At 35.8% G+C, this 21,043-nt stretch carries 10 protein-coding genes; 1 reads left to right on the forward strand and 9 read right to left on the reverse strand.

Annotated elements, in window-relative coordinates:
* The first annotated feature begins 7 nt into the window (after positions 1-7).
* Positions 8-709: an energy transducer TonB gene (locus DZ60_RS0118115; RefSeq protein ID WP_025743439.1), complete on the forward strand. Its 702-nt coding sequence runs from the start codon at positions 8-10 to the stop codon at positions 707-709.
* Between the two features lie 289 nt (positions 710-998).
* Here DZ60_RS0118115 and DZ60_RS0118120 read toward each other — a convergent pair whose 3' ends face one another.
* The 9 genes from DZ60_RS0118120 to DZ60_RS23395 all read right to left on the reverse strand — a co-directional run.
* Positions 999-4,106: a T9SS type A sorting domain-containing protein gene (locus tag DZ60_RS0118120; RefSeq protein WP_025743440.1), complete on the reverse strand. Its 3,108-nt coding sequence runs from the start codon at positions 4,104-4,106 to the stop codon at positions 999-1,001.
* Positions 4,107-4,219: 113 nt separating this feature from the next.
* Entirely contained in the window at positions 4,220-5,356 is a 1,137-nt protein-coding gene (locus tag DZ60_RS24430; RefSeq protein WP_025743441.1) for a hypothetical protein, read from the reverse strand.
* A gap of 32 nt (positions 5,357-5,388) precedes the next feature.
* Positions 5,389-6,759, reverse strand: coding sequence for a hypothetical protein (locus tag DZ60_RS25625; protein WP_025743442.1), 1,371 nt, complete (start codon positions 6,757-6,759; stop codon positions 5,389-5,391).
* A gap of 358 nt (positions 6,760-7,117) precedes the next feature.
* Entirely contained in the window at positions 7,118-9,598 is a 2,481-nt protein-coding gene (locus DZ60_RS0118140; protein WP_025743443.1) for a S8 family serine peptidase, read from the reverse strand.
* Between the two features lie 20 nt (positions 9,599-9,618).
* Positions 9,619-11,022, reverse strand: a complete 1,404-nt coding sequence (locus DZ60_RS25475) for a hypothetical protein (protein WP_025743444.1) — start codon at positions 11,020-11,022, stop codon at positions 9,619-9,621.
* A gap of 258 nt (positions 11,023-11,280) precedes the next feature.
* Positions 11,281-14,913 carry a DUF6443 domain-containing protein gene (locus tag DZ60_RS0118150; RefSeq protein ID WP_025743445.1) on the reverse strand — a complete coding sequence of 1,211 codons (3,633 nt, stop codon included), beginning with the start codon at positions 14,911-14,913 and terminating at the stop codon, positions 11,281-11,283.
* A gap of 4 nt (positions 14,914-14,917) precedes the next feature.
* Positions 14,918-17,995 carry a hypothetical protein gene (locus DZ60_RS0118155; RefSeq protein WP_152537468.1) on the reverse strand — a complete coding sequence of 1,026 codons (3,078 nt, stop codon included), beginning with the start codon at positions 17,993-17,995 and terminating at the stop codon, positions 14,918-14,920.
* An 8-nt stretch (positions 17,996-18,003) separates the two neighbouring features.
* A complete protein-coding gene (locus tag DZ60_RS24440; RefSeq protein WP_025743447.1) occupies positions 18,004-19,401 on the reverse strand; it encodes a hypothetical protein in 1,398 nt (465 codons plus the stop codon).
* A gap of 472 nt (positions 19,402-19,873) precedes the next feature.
* Positions 19,874-21,043, reverse strand: a 1,170-nt coding sequence (locus DZ60_RS23395; RefSeq protein WP_034230079.1) for an RHS repeat domain-containing protein, incomplete at its 5' end; no start/stop codon positions are given.

Below are 21,043 nucleotides of genomic sequence, written 5' to 3' on the forward strand. Positions count from 1 at the left end.
GATACCTATGGAATTTATAGAAAAACATAAAGCCCTTATAATCACATTAATGCTTATGGGAATTGTTGTTATGAGTCTTTATAACATCAATATGATTAATAAGCAAAAAGAGCAGTCAGAAATTTTGATGGAAATTCCTGAAGAATTTCTATCTGAACTTGAAGAAGAGCAACAACCTGAAGAAGACTTGATGGCGCAAGAAAACAGACAACTTGATAATGCCAGAAGAACACATGAAGCGTATAATGAAGATTTTGAAGATCATGACGAAGTAGAGGAAAGAATTAAGTCTCTAATGGAAGCCGAAGAAGCATCAGCAGGTGACGAAGCCGATCCGAGTGAGGGAGAAGCTGCTCTTGATGAAGAAGAAAAAAAAGAAGACCTTGACAAAAAAGAGAAAGAAAAATTAGAAGAGAGTGAGACGAATAACCGAAATAGTTCTTTGACGTATGTTCTTAAGGACAGAAAATCTGTAGAGTTACCAAACCCTGTATATACATGTAATGGGAGTGGTAAAGTTGTAGTAAAAATAGAAGTAAACAAAAATGGGTATGTTATCGATACCAAAGTCGACAAAAAAAGCTCTACTACTCGCAATGAGTGCTTATTTGACAATGCAATGCAGTATGCCAGACAAGCTTTATTCTCTCGTTCTGATATAGAAAAACAAGAAGGATCAATTACATATTATTTTAATTACGGAGAATAATTAAGTTGTTTTGCCATCATGATGATATCATTAGACTAATAAATAAAACATCTTTATTTATTATTTAACACTGAGAAATGCAGCAGCACTCTTATACCAAGTATGAGGTAATATAGTCCAAAAGACTTGTTCATTTCTTTTTGTACTTCCTTGCTTATCTGAAATTACTATCTAAAATAAAAAAAAGCCACATATACGTATTTTGTATATGCGGCCATAAAAATAGAACTGAAAACTCATTCTATTTTTTACCCTAACCCTACGAATTATAAAAACTCAATAGGCTTATTTATTTTTTCATTATTTTTTGTATATGATGTCCTGCCTTACTCATAATTACCAAGTGGTATATTCCTGTGTTAAGGGTATTACCAATATCTAATCGAATGCTTGTTGATGTCAATTCATCGATCTGAAGTCTTTTGATCATTCTGCCTTGCAAGTCATGTAACCTAATATCTAAAGGAGAAGATGTAAACTTATCCTGATTGATAAAGGAAATCTTAATATGATCATCAAAAGGGTTTGGACTTATCGTTAGATCTGAAGACTCTAGCGTATTTGCTATTGCATTTTCCTTAAATGCTTCCTCTTTTGAACAAGATTCTACATAGAATACTTTGGTTGTTGTTCCCTTTAATTGCCCATCTTTATATACACTAAGATGCAACGCATTCATCCCATACATATCCTCTGTGGTTAAACGTATACTTTTTCCACTAAACGACTGTTCTTCATTCAGTACCCATTGATACGTTAATCCTTCATCTGATACATATACCGGTTGTCCTGTAAATGATGTTGTAATACCGTCGCATACTTTGGAAGCTCCGTTGATCTTAAGCGTCATGTTATGATCAACATTTGAAGAAGCTACTCCTGAGAAAGATTTGTTAGCAAATTTATTATCTACCCCTACTTTTAACTCTACATTAGAACCATTATTTAAATATGTTCCTGTAGAAAGTACGATTTCATCTTCGGCATACATATCAATATCGGCTGCTGATGTAGCTATAAATGGCCCTTGCTCTATAATTTTACCTACATAGCTATTTACGTTTTCTCCAATTGTTATGGTATTGTTAGCCTCAAATTCTCTTTTGGCTGAGATGGTTCTATTTTGAATGTTCAGATCATCAGGCATAAATTCATTTCTAAACATTGTAGCAAATACGCCTTCTATATTATTTTTAACAAACACATGATTGGTGTTTAAGGCAGGTGCATATACCTCATCAAAAGGGGTTTGATCATTATTGATATACCCATTTAATGAACCAATTCCATTAACTGCATATAATCCCCCAGAGGGTAAGGCATCCAGTACATTTTGATCTAAATCAATAGCACTTACGGTAGGTACAAAACAAAAATCAGATTGGAGACCGAAATCTTCTGCATCTTCACTAAGTCTTGTAAATGATCCCGGAGCTATATCATAGGGTACGTCATCAAATGAATATATGGTCTCTTTATCTACTAATTTTGATTTAATGGTGACTAATTTCCAAGTAACATTTATATCCCACCAGCATATTTTTGAGCATATTTTAGTAAACCCTAAGTTTAGACACTTATTTTTACATTTCCAACTGGTACTCACGTCTGGTAGTTTTGTGCTAAAACCAAGAGAAACTTCTAGATCAGATACTTTGGCGGTTGTATTTATTGGTGAAGACCTTACATCGACTAAGGCATATGTATGAGAAGAACCTTCTCTGAAATATAATAATTCATCATATAAACCTAAAGCAGTGCCATCAAATTTTCGCTGTACACTTCCGCTGAAACGACTTCCATTGATCAGGGCGATATTTCTTGTTTTTTCTGGGTATCCTAAATTATCCAAATAGTTTTGTGTCTGTTCAAAATTAGTGTTTGGTGTGATATGTCTGACCAACATTGATTTTGCCGCACTAGAACCTAATGCAGTCACAGCTCTATTTCCTAGTGTCAAGGCATCATTAAGATCACTAGTTCCTGATGAAGATATATTGGTCCCGAAAATAGAATTAAAACCGTTAATAAACGATAAAATACTTTTTAAGACAACGGGTAATATTTTACTTGTCAAATTAAGACTCATAATATCTTTTAGACCTCCCTGAAAACCAGGAGGAACATTTGCTCCCTTTTGAGGTGCATCAAATGAAATAAACAATCCAGTTTCATGATCAACGTTTTCGTTTTCTAACTCTTTTAGTGCGGCTCTGGCCAGCAACCCTCCCATGCTTTCTCCGATCACAATCGACTCAAAATAACTGTTTTCATGTTTTTTGACATTAATTGCCTTGATTGCGTCTTTTACTACCTCAACATTATTCTGGATAGACTGATTTGGAGTATTTAGCATCACTAATACCAAATCATATCCATTTGGATTTAATTGGTTATCTAGAATATCCTTATACTTATCAAACTGAAAATTTGCATCCATAGTCCCAGTAGGATCAAATCCCTGCACTACAATCAATGGTTTATCAAATACATCATTAGTTATGATATATGATTTGGCACCACCCGAGCTTATCGTACCATCAAAACCTCCAATGGGCTTAGCAGAAGAAGTACCGCTAGAGCCTGTTTCTATAACATCAGATTCATCAGTATTAGCAATGGAAAGTACTGTAAAAATAAAAGAAGTACCTAAATAAGGTTGTGCTAATTCTCCATCTTCATATTCGACTATAAAGTCAATCGCTTTATCACCTGTTTCTGTATAGGTTACAGAAAAGTTTGCATCTTCGAATACATATTGATTTGATCCTCGTCCGTCAGAAAAATCGATATGTATATATTTAGGTTCTTTGTCCCTATTAGTCCAGTATAACGCTTTTCTAAAGGCAAAGGTTACTTCGGATTTAGACGTCTGACCCAAATAGCTAATCGCTCCAAAAACATCAAAACTCTGATACTGTGTTGCCGAAGAAGAGGCAGTAGTACCATTAATATACTGCTCTAACATCTCAGGTCCTAGATATTCTCCTTTGATATCAAAAGCCATAAAGGGGATCAGATCATTATCGGTATATGCTGTGGCTTTTTCTTCTAGTTCAATTCGGCTAGGTAACGACTTTATACTCCTAACCTCACTCAATAAAAGGCTGTTGTAATATTCTAGCCAAGAAACGCCATCAACAAAAGTAATGTTGGGTGCTGGTTCTCCTGTTTCTTCATTAATTGCCTGGGCAAACTCTCCTAATGACTCTCCTTCTTCTGGTGAAGCAAATCCTCTATTAAGTAAAAATCCGCTTTGGATTTTGGTATAATCCATTTGGTCAAGATACGCTCTATATTCGCCATAAGGATCATCATCTTCGTCTTGTGCCCAACCAAATTGAAAGACAAAAAGGCAAGAGAGTACAAGTACTACTTGTTGTATTGTTTTTACCATAATTTATATGTTATGAATACTTCTATTTCTGATTTAATTTTTTGGCAAAAATTCACTGTTTTCTTATGAAAAAATGCAGATCAAAAAGAGTATATAGGTGATTTGTATTTTTATTATTTGGTTAATTCGGAAATCAATGACTCTAATTTGTCTAATCGATTTTGTAACTCCTGATTTACTTTTTCTTGGCTTGTTAACTTTTCGTCTTGCTCAATGGTATATAAGGTCAATTCTTCAATTTTCTGAAGGAGTTTACTATCCATTTCCCCCAGACTAATCCCGTTTTTAATTACTTCATCAGCACTCGGAATATCTTTTAAATGTCCGTTTTCTTCAATATGTTTTTTTACTTCTGCTAGCGTGGGTAGTTTGTAGTTATCATAGAAAACAAAATCAGACCATACATTTGATTTCACATGAATTTCTTTAGCATTTATAGTTCCATCAACCACTAGATTTCCTCCAGAAACGCCCAACGTATTATTACCAGTCAGGATTAATCGCATATCATAGTCGGTCGAGGCATCGTTAGAAAAATCAAGATACGGTGTTCCTGTACCTCTTAGTTCCATCGATGCTCCTTGATCGGTATTCAAAAGAGCTCCTGTCGTTCCCCAAGAAATACTGCGAGTAAACGAGGATTTTGCACCTACAGAAAATTCTTCAGCCTGAATATTTACTCCTTGTCCTGCATTGATAGCTACATCATTTGATACAGATACATTGATCTCATCCATATTGTTGATGTTAAAGTTTCCTTCTCCCGTAAAAGTAGTTCCGTATGAAGTTCTAATATTCAACTCTTCTCCTCTAAAAAATTGAATATCAGCATACGTTCCTACTTCAGAAGCGTAAAAATTCAAATTATTCCCTGAACGCAATGACATTTCATCTCCACTACTAATGAGATCTAATCCCTGTGTGTCCGCTTTTATATATCCTGTTACCGCGCCTTCTTCGTCATTATAGAAGTTTACTTGATCCGTTGTTAGTGAACCATCTATAAGTACGCTATTTCCCATAATACGGGTCCCACCAATAAAATCTCCTCCGTAATTAATTACTAATTGATTTGTGCTAGAAATAGGGACTAATGCTCTTTTCCAATCCAGGTCTCCTGCGCTATAACGTCTCATTAAAAGGTCTCCATGATTACTATCTAGATTAAATGAATTACTAAAAAGTTGAGCTTGCACCATTGAGGTCATTCCCAAGGCAATAAAAAATAAAAGTGTTGTGATCTTTTTCATTGTAATTGATTTTGAATAAATGTGTTTGTGAATTAATTTTTCTGAGCTGTCTGCTCTAGCACCTTGATACGTTCCTCTTGCTGCAGAATATATAGAGTTAATTCTTCTATTTTCTGTAATAACTTATTTGTCATTTCTGATACTTTCATATCATTTTGCCTAAACTCTTCTGCAGAAGGGATTTCTGGTAAGTGTTTATTTTCTTTGATATATGCAGCCACTTCTTCTAGTGGTCTTAAATTATAATCCTCTTCGAACACCCAGTCAGCTGCATCGGTAAGGCTTACTTTTACTTCTTTTGCCCAAATGGTCCCGTTTACTGAGAGTTTATTTTTTGGATTAGGAGTTCCTATTCCTACGTTATTGGCAAAATAAGATTCTGCTTGTACGGAGAACGTTTCTGCCTGAATATTTACTCCTTGCCCAGCATTAATAGCTAAATCATTACCTGTAGCCATATTGATCTCATCAGCATTGCGAACATGAAATGCACCTGTACCATGAAAAGAAACATCCTCATCAGAATTTATCGAAAATTCATCTCCTCGAAAACTAAAATAATCTGATGTAATAAAATATTCAGCTGTTCTATTCTGAATAGAAGTTCCAGAATATATATTTAAATCATCAGCACTAGTCGTGATATTAAAATCAGTTTCATCACCTGTATACCCAATCGTTGATAGCATATCGCCATTATCAAAGGTGATTTTATCATCTAGCTTGATATCCCCTACGACTTGTAATTTTGATGTTGGATTTGTAGCTCCAATACCTACATTACCTGTATCATCATTAATTCTTAAACGCTCAGTTCCTTCCGTTTTTAAAATTAAATCATTATTGTATGAGGAAAACGCATTAGATATAGTGTATACATCTTTATTAAATATAATCTTAGGTCTATCTGTATAAATATGTGCCCAACTTGCGTTTTGTGCTCCCACATCCATATATCCTGAGCTCGTTTGAACACGTAAAGCTCCTCCTCCTGCGTTTCCTCGAATGCTTCCATTAACATGTAATTTCTCTGCAGGACTTGAGATACCGATCCCTATATTACCATTATTAGAAATGTTAAAATCTCTCGATGGATAATTCCCATCATTTGATCCTACCCCCAAATGCAGAGATCCTTTTGCCATATCAAAACGTATTTCTCCTTCATAAGAACTAGAACTCAAATCTGTGAACGGCCATGCCGCAAATCCGAAACCTATTACCTTATGCCCTCCATCATGAAAAGTAAAACCGCTTGTTCCTATTTGCAACCTCTCAAGTGGCTCTGTTGTTCCTATTCCTATTTTATCAGTTGTTGTTGTATTCGACCCCGAATCGGTCCATTGTGCATGTGCGGAAAGACTGGCGATTAACGCCAGTGCAAAAAAAGTAATTGTTTTCATAATAAATTCGTGTATTCTAATTTGATTTGTATGATTGCCTGGCAAATACTGACTGCCCTCTATAGTACTAATGCAGTGTTTCTGATTTTTAACATCATTTTTATGAAAAAGTTAAAAAAATTAAGAGAGGGGGTATTCTTTAGTAAAAAAATAAAAAAAGATGTTTGATTTCTCAAACACCTTTTTTACGTATCCCTTATTAAACATAAGTCTATTCAATAAAAAATCTTCTTTTTTAGAAGTCTGATTATCGATCTACTCTCAAGAACAAAACTACTAGTTCTCCTTAAAATTTTATATTCTTACTGATAATCATAACCACATTTTCGATAGCTAAAAAAGCACCTTCTCTACCTTTTTATCTTTTTATGATTTTCCCTTTTTTACTATATTCATCTGTTGTTAGAGAATAATAATAGAACCCAGGTTTTAATAAACTACCATCAAAATTCGAAAAATGCCTACCACCTTCGTTCCTATCATTATCCACTAATGTAGCAACTACTTTGGATTGACTATCATATATTTTTAGAGTTACATTAGAACTTTCTTTGAGCTTGTACGTAATGGTAATTGTATTTTGAAATGGGTTAGGAAAGACCATTACCTTTTTAGTATACATATCGACTATTTGATTTTGCTCATCGACTGATAATGTCTGTATATCTTTACCTAAATCACTTACATCTACCTGAAGCACCTCATTGCTCGATTTACTGGATACAATTCGTGTGCCTGTTGTTACTTCACACCCTTCTAATATTGTTCTAAATGTGGCTCCAGTTTCAGCATGAAACCCAGTAGACAATTTAATTTCGTTTCCTGCGCTGTATATAACATTGGCATTACTTGCTATACGATTATTGGCATTTATTTGATTATTCGCAGTAAAAAGTACTGTTTCAGAATTAGCATCAATTGGTTCGGAAATATTTATTGTATCTGGACAAGATTCGCCTAACGTAGTATATGCAAAAACGACATTTTGTGGCGTACTAGGGTACCAACCCAATCGTTGCCCCAAAATACTATATACCTCATATACATACGCTCTTAATGTGGCTGTGGTATTTGTGTATACAGGCACATCACAAAATCCCAATTGATAATTTGGTGTTGCTGCTGACCAACCACTTGATTCATTAGATCCTCTTCCCCAAACGTAAACACTATTAGAAAAATCTGGTAAACTAACAGTAGTCCGAACTTCATGTCTTTTTACAGTATAAACGGCGTTTGATAAAGGACCCGATCCTGAGAATATCGTATTATAAAAACCAGTGCTACTTACTGTAGTACCTCCGGTTGTTTTATGATGTGTTAACTCCCATGGGGAATTCATCATTTCTAATGCACGTCCTGCGTTTATCCTACCATGTCCTAATTCATCATCGTATCCTCCCCCATTAACATCATCTGCGGATACTTCGATTAAGTTTTCTACATCCTGATGATGCAAACTTCTTCCTTGTTCTTTTGCTTCTGATAAAATAAGAGCTGCCAAACCAGCTACATGAGGACCTGCGGCAGAGGTTCCGTTAAAAGAGCGATGCTCAGTTCTTCCTACCCCAGTAGTTCGAACATTTGATATTTCTGAATAGGTTCCTATTCCTCCTCCGGGAGCCGCTACGTCTATATTATTACCAAAGTTAGATGCTTGTAGCGGACTCCATTCTGATCTTCTATCCAGGTAATCTGTAGCACCGACAGATATCACCCAGCTTTCGTCGTAATCTGAGGGATAATGCCTATCATCTGTATTATCATTTCCTTTTGAAGCTACAAAAACCACATTATTTTGTACCGCTACTCGTACTGCATTTCTAACAGATTCGTTGTAATTATATGATCCCCAACTATTATTTAAAACATGGCAACCATAACCAAAACTAGGTGTATTAGTAGATCCTTCAATAATGGCATTTACAGCATGACTTGTAACTATCGTTCTATTTTGCCCTACTTTGAATGCAAATAACTGTACTCCTTGTTCTCCATTACCATCACCACCTGCCAATCCAGCGACTAGGTTATTATTGTTTCGCAAGGCACCTATAATTCCTGCAACGGGAGTACCATGACTATCCTCCCCATTGTCATTATCATCAGGGTCTGAATCATTATTAAAATAATCCCATCCTCCTCGTACCTTGGCACCGTCTACATTGAAAGCTCCATCACCCAAGTCGATATTATGATAATCTACTCCATTATCAATTACACCTACTTTTATACCATAGTTACCTGTTGTATAATCCCAAGCATGATTTGCGTCTATATCTGCATCATTACTTTGCTCGAAACCTCGTTGTCTGCTATATTCTGTATCGTTTGCAGGAATATCATCTGTAGTTAAAATATAATTTGGTTCGGCATATTCTATTTCATCATATGCACTAATTTGCTCGCAAAGCGATAGAATATCTAATTTTGAATCAACTTCGAGCACTGTCAAATTTTCAAAGTCAAATACCTCAACTTCACTTCCTTTTCTACTTTTGGACACTCCGTAAGAGGGTTTATATTTCGTTACTACTTTTCTTAAATTAGCATTCGTAAAATGCGTAAAAAAAGAATTTGGGTCATTTTGCTTTGATTTTACAACGGCACTTTTGGCATCATTTGATTTCATAGACACCTCATTACCCTCTAAAAACGTATCTGACAGCGTTCCTTTTTTAAATTTTACGATCACCTCTCCAGGAACATAATCATCAGTAATTTTGTTTTTAGTTGAGATAAAATTTCCCAGTTCGTCTAATCTTTGTACTTCTTGACCAAAACTATTAAGTATTGGATTTAAGAGTAAAAATGTAACTATAATAAGAATTGGTTTCATGTTATAAGACAAATTAGGTTCTAATTATTGAATAGTACATTTTCTAATTTTTGTAAACGAGCTTCTAGTAACTTAACATGTTGAGCTTGTTGCCTATTAATTTCTTTCTCTTCTTTTAGCTGAGTTTCCTGCTCAATAGTATACAGAGTCAATTCCTCTATTTTCTGTAATAACTTATTTGTCATTTCTGATACTTTCATATCATTTTGTCTAAACTCTTCTGCAGAGGGAATTTCGGGTAAGTGCTTGTTTTCTTTGATATAAACAGCCACTTCTTCTAATGGTCTTAAATTATAATCCTCTTCGAATACCCAATCAGCAGCATCGGTAAGACTTACTTTTACTTCTTTTGCCCAAATCGTACCATTAACCGAGAGTTTATTTTTTGGAGTGTTTGTACCTATGCCTACGGCACCTGTAAAGTAGGAATCTGCTTGTACTGAAAAATTCTCGGATTGAATATTTACACCTTGTCCCGCATTAATCGCTACATCATTGCCCGTATCCATATTGATCTCATCTGCATTCTTAATATTGAAAGCCCCAGAACCTCTAAAAGAAATATCATCAGAAGCATCAACCAAAAACTCAGCTCCTTTGAAATAAGACCAATCGGCATTTACAATATATTCGGCTGTTTTACTTTGAATAGAAGTTCCAGAAGATAAATGTAAATCATCCGCAGTTGTGGCGATATTAAAATCAGTTTCATCACCTGTATACCCAATCGTTGATAGCATATCGCCATTATCAAAGGTGATTTTATCATCTAGCTTGATATCCCCTACTACTTGTAATTTTGATGTTGGGGTACTTGTTCCCATTCCTATACCTACATTACCTCCGTCGGCAACAATCATGGTCGTAGACAAAGTTCCTCCTCGATTCCAATTTGTTCCTCCTCCGAAATATAAATTTCCGTTTGCTGCTTGTATGATTGCAGGATTATTAACTCCGCTACTATCTTGATTTCCCATTAAAATCGCTGAACTTCCTGAAGGACCTGTTACCGCTAGACGTGCCGAATTACCGGAAACCGTTAAATTTTCTGTCGGGAAATTTGTCCCTATTCCTACTCTACCACCTGTTTTAATTACCATCCAATCTTTACTTATTCCGTCTGTAGGAGTATGCCCTCTAAATAAAAAACCTCCGTCGGTATTACCATTTGTGCTATTACCATCACGCATCTCAAAAATAAGCGCGTCAAGATACTGTCCAAAATAATTGCCATCTCCGTAGAGCTTAAACCCTTCTCCAATACCCATGTACATATCACCATTGATATCAAACTTTGCTCTGGGTGCTGTAATCCCAATACCTACATTATCGGTTGTTGTCGTGTTTGTTCCTGAATCGGTCCATTGTGCATGTGCAGAAAGGCTGGCGATTAACGCCAGTGCGAAAAAAGTAATTGTTTTCATTTTATGTAATTTGTGTGTTTTGTACTAATTTATACTGTAGAATTACTCATTTAGTAAATATGTAACCCCTATTTACTTGATGCAGTTTTTAAAAAAATTAACAGGCTTTTTAGGGGAAACATGGACTATTTTGAAATACTACTAAAAAAAGCTACAACCTTGTTATCAGTTGTAGCTTTCTTTTACGGGTCTTACCCAATAATTGTTTTAAAACTATTGACAAGTCCTCAAATTAATTCTATCATTGGACTCGATATACTAATACCCTTCTTCATCAGGAATTTCTGGTATCTCAAGGCTATCCATAATAAGAGCTCCTAATAAGGTAAATGCATTGTTCGCATTGTTTTTCAGATTGGTTAGGTTAGCCGAAACTGAGACCTTAACTGCTTTTAAAAGGTTAACTGAGAGCGCTAAGACATCTCCTTTTAATGAGGTGCCAACTCCACCATCTTGACTTTTAAGCGTCTCCCCTGAAGAGGTAAAACTTTTATCTTCATTAGAACTTACCAAGGTGGCACTTTCGTTAACAGAAACACCATTTTCCGTTTCTCCTTTTGCAAAAATAGTTCCCAGGGCTACATCTCCAGTCTTTTCTCCATTAGCATTTATCGATCCGTTGACCTCACCTACAGCACCTCCGAATTCTGCAGTACCCACACCTGGTGCAACAAAAGATCCTTTCATACTTAAAATTGATCCTTTCGCTGAAAGGGTTCCTCCGTCCTTTGTACTTAGGGTAGCACTACCTTCGGCTATTGCTAAATCAACACCTGCTTTGACGTTTTTTCCCAGAGAAACTTCTCCTTTGATTCCTGGGCCTAATTTCCCTTGTATAGAAACTGATCCTTCAAAAACAGGGCCTGAAGGAAGACTACTTTCTATCGCTCTTCCGACATAGGAGTTTTTGAATGGAGAAAAATGATTATCATCGGGTGGTCCATCTGGAGCCATCCCATCTGGATCGATAAAGTATACTGGGTTATCAAACGCAAAATTATAAGCAGAATGCCTTCTCATTTGCTCAGCAAGGGGATCTATATTCATCCATCTACCAATTGCTGCATTGTAGTGTCTTGCACTAAAATCTAACCAATCTAATCCTAGATCCTCTTGTTCTTCCTTACCATTATATCCATAAGGATGTTCACGTCCTACAACCGTAGCGTTATACCCTCGATGTTGCAATCCAAACGGATAGTAGTTTTTCTCTTCTTTGATTTCACTTACAGAAATATTTCCGTCATTATTAGTATCTTCATAAGAGAGTCTTATATTTCCTAAATGATCTTTATGTTGATAGGAATATGTAAAACCACCTGTGGCATTGATTCCATTAACAGGTTCTAAATACCCTTCTGCGTGTTTGATATACTGTAATTCTAGCACATTGGTAACTGGATTTTCTTTGTAAATAATATTACCGGCATAAAATGTTTTGGAGTAGTAATATTGATATATGTTTTTACTAAGCTTATTTCCTAATGCATCATAAGTATACCCTAATGCATTCGAGTATCTCCCTCCTGTGGGTACATTCACATAGGTCGGTAAATTCAGGTGATTATATCCTATAGTGGTAATCCCTTTATTGGCATCTGATGTCAGGTTCCCGTTTGCATCGTATGTATAATCATCTCCTGCTGTATTCTTATCGTTAAATCCTTCTGTACTGCCACTAGAGTCAGACACTTTAAGGAGTTTACTACCTGTATCATAGGTATAACTTAGATTATCCATAGTACCAAAACTAGTAGCGGCGATATTGGTTGCCCCGTTTCTTCTAAGACTTTGGATGTTTCCCATTTTGTCATAAGTAATGCCATAAACATTATAGCTTGTTCCTAAATTACCGGCATATGTCAATCTACCTAATCCATCATATAAATAACTATAGTTACGCAGCCTATTGTCATTTAGAGTTTTCCAATGAGTCTCGCTGATATTACCATTGTAAAGTGGTTCAGTAGCTGCCGTAAGATCAGTAGTATTATAATTGATCTTAAATGCAAATAGGTCGTCTGTTAATGTGGTATTAGGATCATTAATTTTGGTCAGCCAACCTCTAATATTATAAGCATAATTAATCTCTTGTAGCGGATTCGCTATTGTATTTCCTACTGCTTTGGTTTCTAGCTTTCCTAATTTATTATAATCATTGCTTACTAATAACTCAGACGTCTGATTCCCTATCTGATGGTAATGAGTCAATAATCGACCAGCATGATCATAGGTGAAATTTTCTCGAACAATAATCTCGGCAAGATCTCCTTTTTTATGACTATTTTGTGTTTGCAAAACATTTCCTGTAAAGTTTAACTCCATCATCGTGATATCGGTAGTTTCTAGATATTCATTACTAGAATACACATAGATAGGTCGTGCTTTTTTGTCATAATAGGTCGCCGTAGTAATCCAATAATCAGTTCCTAACACCCTTACTTTGCTTCCTGTAACCAAACCTCTGGTATTGGTAGTAATACTTTGATCAAAAGCAGTAGTTGGTGCAACTGGCAGTGCTGTATCAAAACCATAATTATCATAATAATTGATGATATATATTTCTGAAACCCCATGCGGAATCGCTCCATTGGTATAGTAAATTTCTGTATCCGCAATAGTAGATACTGTATTGGTACGAGTTACATATTGCGTGTAAGCGGTTGTATTATCCGCAAGTGCTTGCATGGCTTCCCGACTAATTGCTGATGAATGTATATGTAATCCTGTAAAAGCTACTCTATCAAAAGCATCATATTTGGTAAATAACCAATGGTTGTTTTCTCGCAAATTAGCATCTTGAGTCAGTACTGGTTGATCTAGTGTATTGTATACAATATATTCCCAACCTTTACCTGGTATCTTTTTTTCTACCAGACGATTGCGGTGATCATATTTATATTGATAGCATAGATCATAAGAATTACTCCCTGAGTCTTCATCGCTAATAATAGCAGAAAAAACACTTCCTGTTTTGGCATTAAAACCTGTTTTTAAGGTAATTAATTCGCTAGCAACCAAATCTAAGGTTTCATCGGTATTAACTACTGCCGTAGATTCTAAGGTAGCAGAAACTGAACCTCCAAAGTTTGGGCTCTGGCTTGCATCTGGAGGCAACACATAAGTTAAGTTACCAAAATCGTCGTATACATAATGAGTGTCATGAGGTACTTCACTCTCATAAGTTCTCTTAAGCACTACTCTACCTTGTTTATCTTTAAACTCTTCGGTCGTATGATCTTTGCTTGTTGCACTGGTATGATTTTCATCTCTGACAATTGTTTTTGTCAGTGTTCCTTTATCATAATACCCATTAGTAAATAATGTAGGCGCACTGATATCATCATTTGTAAAAACAACATCAAATCGAATCACTTCATTTAACCCATTCGTTTGGTAATCAAACTCTATCTCGTGTCCATTTCCTAAAGCCCAATCCGAACCCGGGGCTGCTTGCTTTAGCACCCGACTAAGAGGAGAGGCTTCGAATAGCTTTTCAGAATACGGATTTGTAGTATTCTCATACTCCGTAGTATTGTAAAAACTCGCTGCCTCATTAACTGCTGAGGATCTATAAATTCCTGTTCCGTTTGAGGCCTCATATGGCAAGTAATCTTTGACTTGTCGTCCAAAATCATCATATATTATGGGAGTGACAATATCTTTTTGATTTGGCGACGTGCCTTTCTCAACAGAAAGCTTTGGTCTCCCTAACCCATCAATGTATTGTATGCTTTCTAATTTATCGGTAGCCGAAGCGGAAGCATCTGCTGTTACTTCATTTTGATAGATTGTAGTTTTGACATAATTTTCTGTAACCGTCTGTGCAATGGCACTTGTGATATTTAGAACAAAAATCACAAGTACGAGTATTCTTATTTTAGTGATCATTGTATTAGTTTTTATAGTTATATTGATTAGTAGATATCAAATAGCGATCGTTATCTCTTACTTCCTCTAAGCGCTGTGCCTCATCATATCCAAAATAAGTAGTATATCCTCGGGGATCTGTTTTGCTTGTCATGCCAACTCCTGGATTGTACGTATAGGTAGTGACCATCGCATAGGGTAACGCTTCTCTAAGGTCTTGCAAGGCTCCTCTCAATGCTTCTTCTTTACAAGTTCCTCCTGTACAATGATCTGTATCATTATATGCGGCAATGATAACACTATTGTAAATAGAAGTGCTGATGTCAGAAAACTGGGCATTTACTATTTTTGCCACGGGGTATTCACTATGTCTATCTCCATATCCCCAGATATATACTATTTTTGTTCCGTCTAGGTTTGAGACTTCTTTTGCTCTACCATTGGTATAATAAGAAATGAACTCTATATCATAGGGTAAGGAAACTAAACTTGTAATTTCTCCTTTGCCTATCTTTATACCCTCTGGTACAATCAAATCTCCTGTAAACGTGCCGGCAGAAGATCCTTTATCTGCATACAGGTTTCCTTTGGTCTGAATATCATTTCCATTAAGACTTACTTTTTCTGTAATTGGCATATTCAGCATATAGTTCGATTGCATTTTAGAATAATCAGTAGTAGTCATTCCTGTATTTGCAGGACTATCAAACGCATATTGGTATGCGGTCTCGTAGGCATCTCCTTTACTATCTATATAGGTTTTATTTGAGATCAGATTATAATCATTGTAGTCAAACTCTGTACTCGAAACGATAGGAGTGTTCGTACCTGCTGGTTGATATAACTTGGTTTCTTCTTTTTGCAGCCTGTATTGATACACGTATCTCTTATACCCTATAGCATACGCCGTTTTGGGAAAATCAAGAGGTCCTGAGCAGCTTGGCTGAAGGATCAAATTTGTTTGCACCGATCGAATAAAATCATCAGACGATTTTTCGTAATAGAAGATTTTTTCTTCTTGTTTTTGATTCGCTTCATTGTAAGAAGTAATCGATGTTGGCTTTCCCCTTTCTAAAGCCTTACTTGAAGAAGGTGAATATACACTTGATTGCGGATCAGTAGTAATCCCCATCACATCTAAATGTGCATTGCCGTGCTCATCGGTATCATAATTAGTGAATTTATATATTTTATACCCATTTCCTGCAGTTTTTTCTACAACTTCTGAGTACCCTACATGACTTCCTTGACCATTGAACGCATCATTTATATATGAATTTGTAGAAAATCGCGTGTATGTAAATGAATTACCATCAACATCTTTCCCCACATAATTTGGCCAATAGTATTGAGGAATAGAATTTTGAATTCCACTAGAAGTCAAACCAGATACATTGGTTTGTCCCGTATACCCTTTTACATAATAATATTCTTTGGTAACAGGGTCAGCAGAGACATCGGTATATGAGTGCGTTGATTTTATCCTTAATCCTCCTGAAGGTTTATTGGTTGAATATGTAGTAAGCGTTGCTCTATTTTTATTGACCACCTTCCTGTACATATGGGGTTCATATTCGAACTCAGTATATCCACCAGTAGGATATGTGATTTTCTCTAATGTTTCATATTTATAATAGGCTCCGGTAAGATCAGGTGCCCGAACTTCGTGATAGGTCTCCATAAGTTCTTGAGTATTGGCAGGTGTGTATGTACTCACATCGAACCCATTATAAAATCCCCAATGATCTACGGTGTCAGCTATATAATAGGCCATTTTATTGGGGTTATATTCAAAACTATAGGTTCCAAAAGTCTCTATATCTTCATCCCCAATATTTTTTTGTTCTAGAGAAAGAAGTTTTAGTCTTTCTTCGCTAGAAGAAGTATAATTAAAGTCCAAAATCTTTAAGACTCTACCTTTATTAGTTACTCTAATTTCATCTAATTGTTGCCATTGCAAATCGTTATCCTCAAAATAATAAGCATATCCATCATCTATATCTGGTTCCTGATTCGTTGGATATCTAAAATGAATATCTTTATATCGTAATTCATTTGTATTTGATCTTGTAAACTCTACCACTAACTGATCCGAAGATTCTATAGTTTTAAGATATACAGGAAAATTAAGAAAGCCCCTGCCTCTTGGGCTAAAAGAAGAACTAGTAGTGTTACAATCAGATCCGATAGAATAGCTTACATAATAATAGTTGTTAGAAAACGTAGGAATTAAAGGCCCTCTTTCATAAGTATAATCAATAACCTCACCATTTGGTGTTGTAATTTTTACCAAATGAAAAGTAGTAGAGACTAGGTCTTCATCAACACTAGCTGTATAAATAAATGGAGTACTATATTCTGTTGCGTCCAATCCTCCAAATTCATATCGAGTTCCATCGTCAGCAACAATGGTAAATTCATTATAGAAAACATCATTCTTTAACAATGCATAAGTTGCTCCCATGGGGGTATTTCTTATGTCATCTTTAGTCACATATCCATTATTTTCATCAAACAATACGGTGAGATTATGTTCTGATTTTACTTCCCATTCTCCCTTATGGTTTAAGTAAAAACTCCCTGAATACCCTAAAAAATTAAAATGAAATTCATCTGCCTGAGTTTCATGGGCGTATAAAACTTTGGCAGCGACATAGCCATTAAGAGACGTTTGTGAATCCCAGTTATCTTGTTCTAAATACCGGTAATGATCATCTACATTATACCCATTACTAAATTGCCACCAATCCTGACACTCTTCAACACATTTTTTTTCATCAGGCACGTCATTAACTATTCTAGTTATGGCTCCTCCTGCAGATAAGTTCCATCCAAGACCTGTCCATCCTGGATGCCTATCTTGTTTTACACTCCCAACATGATAACTAAGGTTAATTGGCACTTTTAGATCTCCGCTACTTACGGTATGTAGGGGTATATTGATATTAGGAATTCCTGTAAAATGATTTGCTGGGATATCCCCAAACAATCCCAAGCTACCCGCATTTGGAGTCGGAAAATTTACAGCTTCTCTTGCGGATTGTGCATTCATTGTGGCTACCACCATGAATACACTTATTAGTATTAAAACTCTACGTTTCATTACTACTCTTATTTAGTTGTTTTGATAAGTAAGCTTTCTAATTTCGCTAAGCGCTCCTCAAGAATTCTCATGGCTGCAAGTTCTTCTTCTTGTCTCTGGAGCTGCTCATCTTGTGCAATGGTATACAGGGTAAGTTCTTCTATTTTCTGAAGCAGTTTACTATCCATATCTCCCAAACTAATACCGTTTTTATATACCTCATTCTCACTTGGGATATCTTTGAGGTGTCCTTTCTCTTCGATATGCTTTTTTACTTCTTTTAATGAAGGTAATTTGTAATCATCATAGAATACAAAATCTGACCACACGTCTGATTTTACATGGATTTCTTTGGCATTTATTGTTCCATCAACGGCAAGTTTTCCACCATAAATACCTAAGGTATTGTCATCCCTAAGGATTAATCGCATATCATAGTCAGTCGAAGCATCGTTAGAAAAATCTAAATAAGGCACACCAGTCCCTCTTAATTCTATTGCAGCACCCTGATCTGTCTTTAACTCTGCTCCTGCAGTTCCCCAAGTGACTTTACCAGAGAATTGAGAGATATCACTGTCAATCTCTAATTGTTCAGTAGCGGTTATATCTATTACTTTACTCCAGAGTTTTACTTCTTCTATAGATGATATATAGGTTTGCTGTTTGCTCCCAATACTAGTTTCGCTAGTCCCGTAAAGTGACGTAAGTTCTGATCTTAGGTTTAATTCTCCTCCTGCATTAATATTAAGGTATTGCTCTGCCTCTATTTCAAAATCTTCGGCATTACTTTCGATGACAAAATCACTATCATCCCCAGTATACCCAATCGTTGATTGCATATCTCCATTATCAAAGGTGATTTTATCATTTACTTCAACAGCTCCTCTTAGATTGATTTCTTCAGAAGTAAGATAAAATTCATCTGATACAGTGATCCCAAATTCATTCCCTGAAAAACTAAAATAATCTGATCTCCAGCTAGATTCACTTGCCACAACAGAAAGATTATGCCCTGATCGTATACTTAGGTTATCAGCAATTGCATTTAGCACTATCCCGTCATTATCCGCAATAATAGATCCTACATTATTACCTTCTTCATCATTAAATAGATTGATGCCATCAGTTGTAAAATTCCCGCCAATGCGCATATCTCCAACATTACTCAAACCTGCAACGGGTACTTGCCCTGTTATACCCCAGGTCCATCCTCTACCTGCTGTACTATTCATATTTGATTTTATACTATAATTTGTTACAGGACCAAAAGCATATTCGGTTCCTGTACCCATATGGATTTTATAAGAATCGCTGTTCCAGAAACGTAATCCATTGCCGTTACCCGCAGTTACATTGTATTGTGTTTGTTGTGCCATTCCTGTGTAGCCTACTACAAGAAGGAACATGTAAAAAGTAATCTTTTTCATGTGATGTAATTTGTGTGTGTTTGAATTGTTTTATGTAGGAAGCTTACCCTTATCGTAAAAAGTAGTCCCCTATTTACTAGATGCAGGTTTTAGAAATTATAACATGAATATTCTTAAAAAATCATTATGAAGTCACATGAATGAGGGGAATCGTTTGCTACGCTAAATTATTGATCCGTTAGTCCTACGGTATCGATTTACTCATCTTGATTTTTATAATGAACATCAACAATCAAGGACAATTGTTGATTAATCCATTAGCCAAAAAAACAGCTATAGGAGCGTATCCCTATAGCTGTTTTTATCTTCTGTATACACACAATCTTTGATGACACTATGCTGATATTTGCCAACAATCATAGTTTAAAGCTCAGCTAAGATATCACTGATTGCAAATCAGCGATATCTTAGCTGAGCCTAATTGTTTAGCCTCAAAGACGGGAGTCTTTGTGGAGTGGAAGGAAAAATAAATCTAATTTCCGTCCATCTCCTCTTTACTCGTGGGCATTCCTAATACCTTAAATCCTTGAACTACCATTTTATTTAAAAAACCGGATTCTACACTATTAGCTATTTCAGCATGATATTTCGTCCCCAAATAATCTCCTAATGAAAGACCTACTGAAAGTTGGCCTGGTATCACGGTACCCACAAAGTTTAAAAAATGACCATATGATCTTTCCAAAGAGTTTATATTACCAGCTTCAAAACTTCTGTCAATACTAATGGACGAATAAATTGAGATTCCGTAACCTAAACCTCTTAATCCCCCAATTATTTTAGGAGTTACTTTTTTGTCCAGTGAAAATAATGTCCAATTAGACATGCCTCGATTTAATGGGCTATAAAATAAATGTCTGTTTACAGTAGATCCTGAACTTTGACCAATCATATAATCTGCCATACGTGATGAAGAATATGCAATTGAAGAAAAAAGCAATCCTTGCGTACTTGCTTTGGTTTTACCCTGTCTTGAAGCTGCACGTCTTTCCGAAACTGTACTTCTACCATTTAAGACTTTTAAAGCCTTTCTAGCCCTATTCCTAGAGTCTACCACTTTAGCACTAGGTTTTAGCTTTTTCCCTGGTCCTTTTGCTATATAATTAGGCGTATAACGTGGAATAAATTCTGGGTCATCATTGTTCTGTCTATTATGTATTGGGGCAATACCTCCTGGGTTATCAGAATGATCTGGCTTGCCTTTATCAAAACCAAAAGGAGCCATCCCATCAGGATCAATAAAAAAGATAGGATTATCAAAGGCATAATTGTATGTAGAATGTCTTCTCATTTGCTCAGCTAGTGGATCAATATTCATCCATCTCCCAATAGCTGCATCGTAGTTTCTTGCTCCAAAATCTAACCAATCTAATCCGATCTCCTCATTTTCTTCTTTACCACCAAATCCATAATTATGCTCGCGCCCTGTAACAATAGTATTATATCCCTTATGTTGTAATCCAAATGGGTAATAGTTCTTCTCCTCCTTGATCTCACTTACTGCAATATTACCGTCATCATTAGTATCACTATATGCAACCCGTATATTACCCAAGTGATCTTTATGCTGATATACATAGTCAAACCCTTCACTTAAATTACTCAAGTTCTTGGGCTCCAAATATCCCTCTGCATGATTGAT

This window comes from Aquimarina pacifica, assembly GCF_000520955.1.
Lineage (GTDB): Bacteria > Bacteroidota > Bacteroidia > Flavobacteriales > Flavobacteriaceae > Aquimarina > Aquimarina pacifica.

What these genes read in the sequence shown, in the direction of transcription:
- DZ60_RS0118120 (WP_025743440.1), bottom strand. Translation starts at nt 4,106, where the DNA reads ATGGTAAAAACAATACAACAAGTAGTACTTGTACTCTCTTGCCTTTTT.
- DZ60_RS25475 (WP_025743444.1), bottom strand. Translation starts at nt 11,022, where the DNA reads ATGAAAACAATTACTTTTTTCGCACTGGCGTTAATCGCCAGCCTTTCT.
- DZ60_RS24440 (WP_025743447.1), bottom strand. Translation starts at nt 19,401, where the DNA reads ATGAAAAAGATTACTTTTTACATGTTCCTTCTTGTAGTAGGCTACACA.
- DZ60_RS0118140 (WP_025743443.1), bottom strand. Translation starts at nt 9,598, where the DNA reads ATGAAACCAATTCTTATTATAGTTACATTTTTACTCTTAAATCCAATA.
- DZ60_RS0118150 (WP_025743445.1), bottom strand. Translation starts at nt 14,913, where the DNA reads ATGATCACTAAAATAAGAATACTCGTACTTGTGATTTTTGTTCTAAAT.
- DZ60_RS0118155 (WP_152537468.1), bottom strand. Translation starts at nt 17,995, where the DNA reads ATGAAACGTAGAGTTTTAATACTAATAAGTGTATTCATGGTGGTAGCC.
- DZ60_RS25625 (WP_025743442.1), bottom strand. Translation starts at nt 6,759, where the DNA reads ATGAAAACAATTACTTTTTTTGCACTGGCGTTAATCGCCAGTCTTTCC.
- DZ60_RS24430 (WP_025743441.1), bottom strand. Translation starts at nt 5,356, where the DNA reads ATGAAAAAGATCACAACACTTTTATTTTTTATTGCCTTGGGAATGACC.
- DZ60_RS0118115 (WP_025743439.1), top strand. Translation starts at nt 8, where the DNA reads ATGGAATTTATAGAAAAACATAAAGCCCTTATAATCACATTAATGCTT.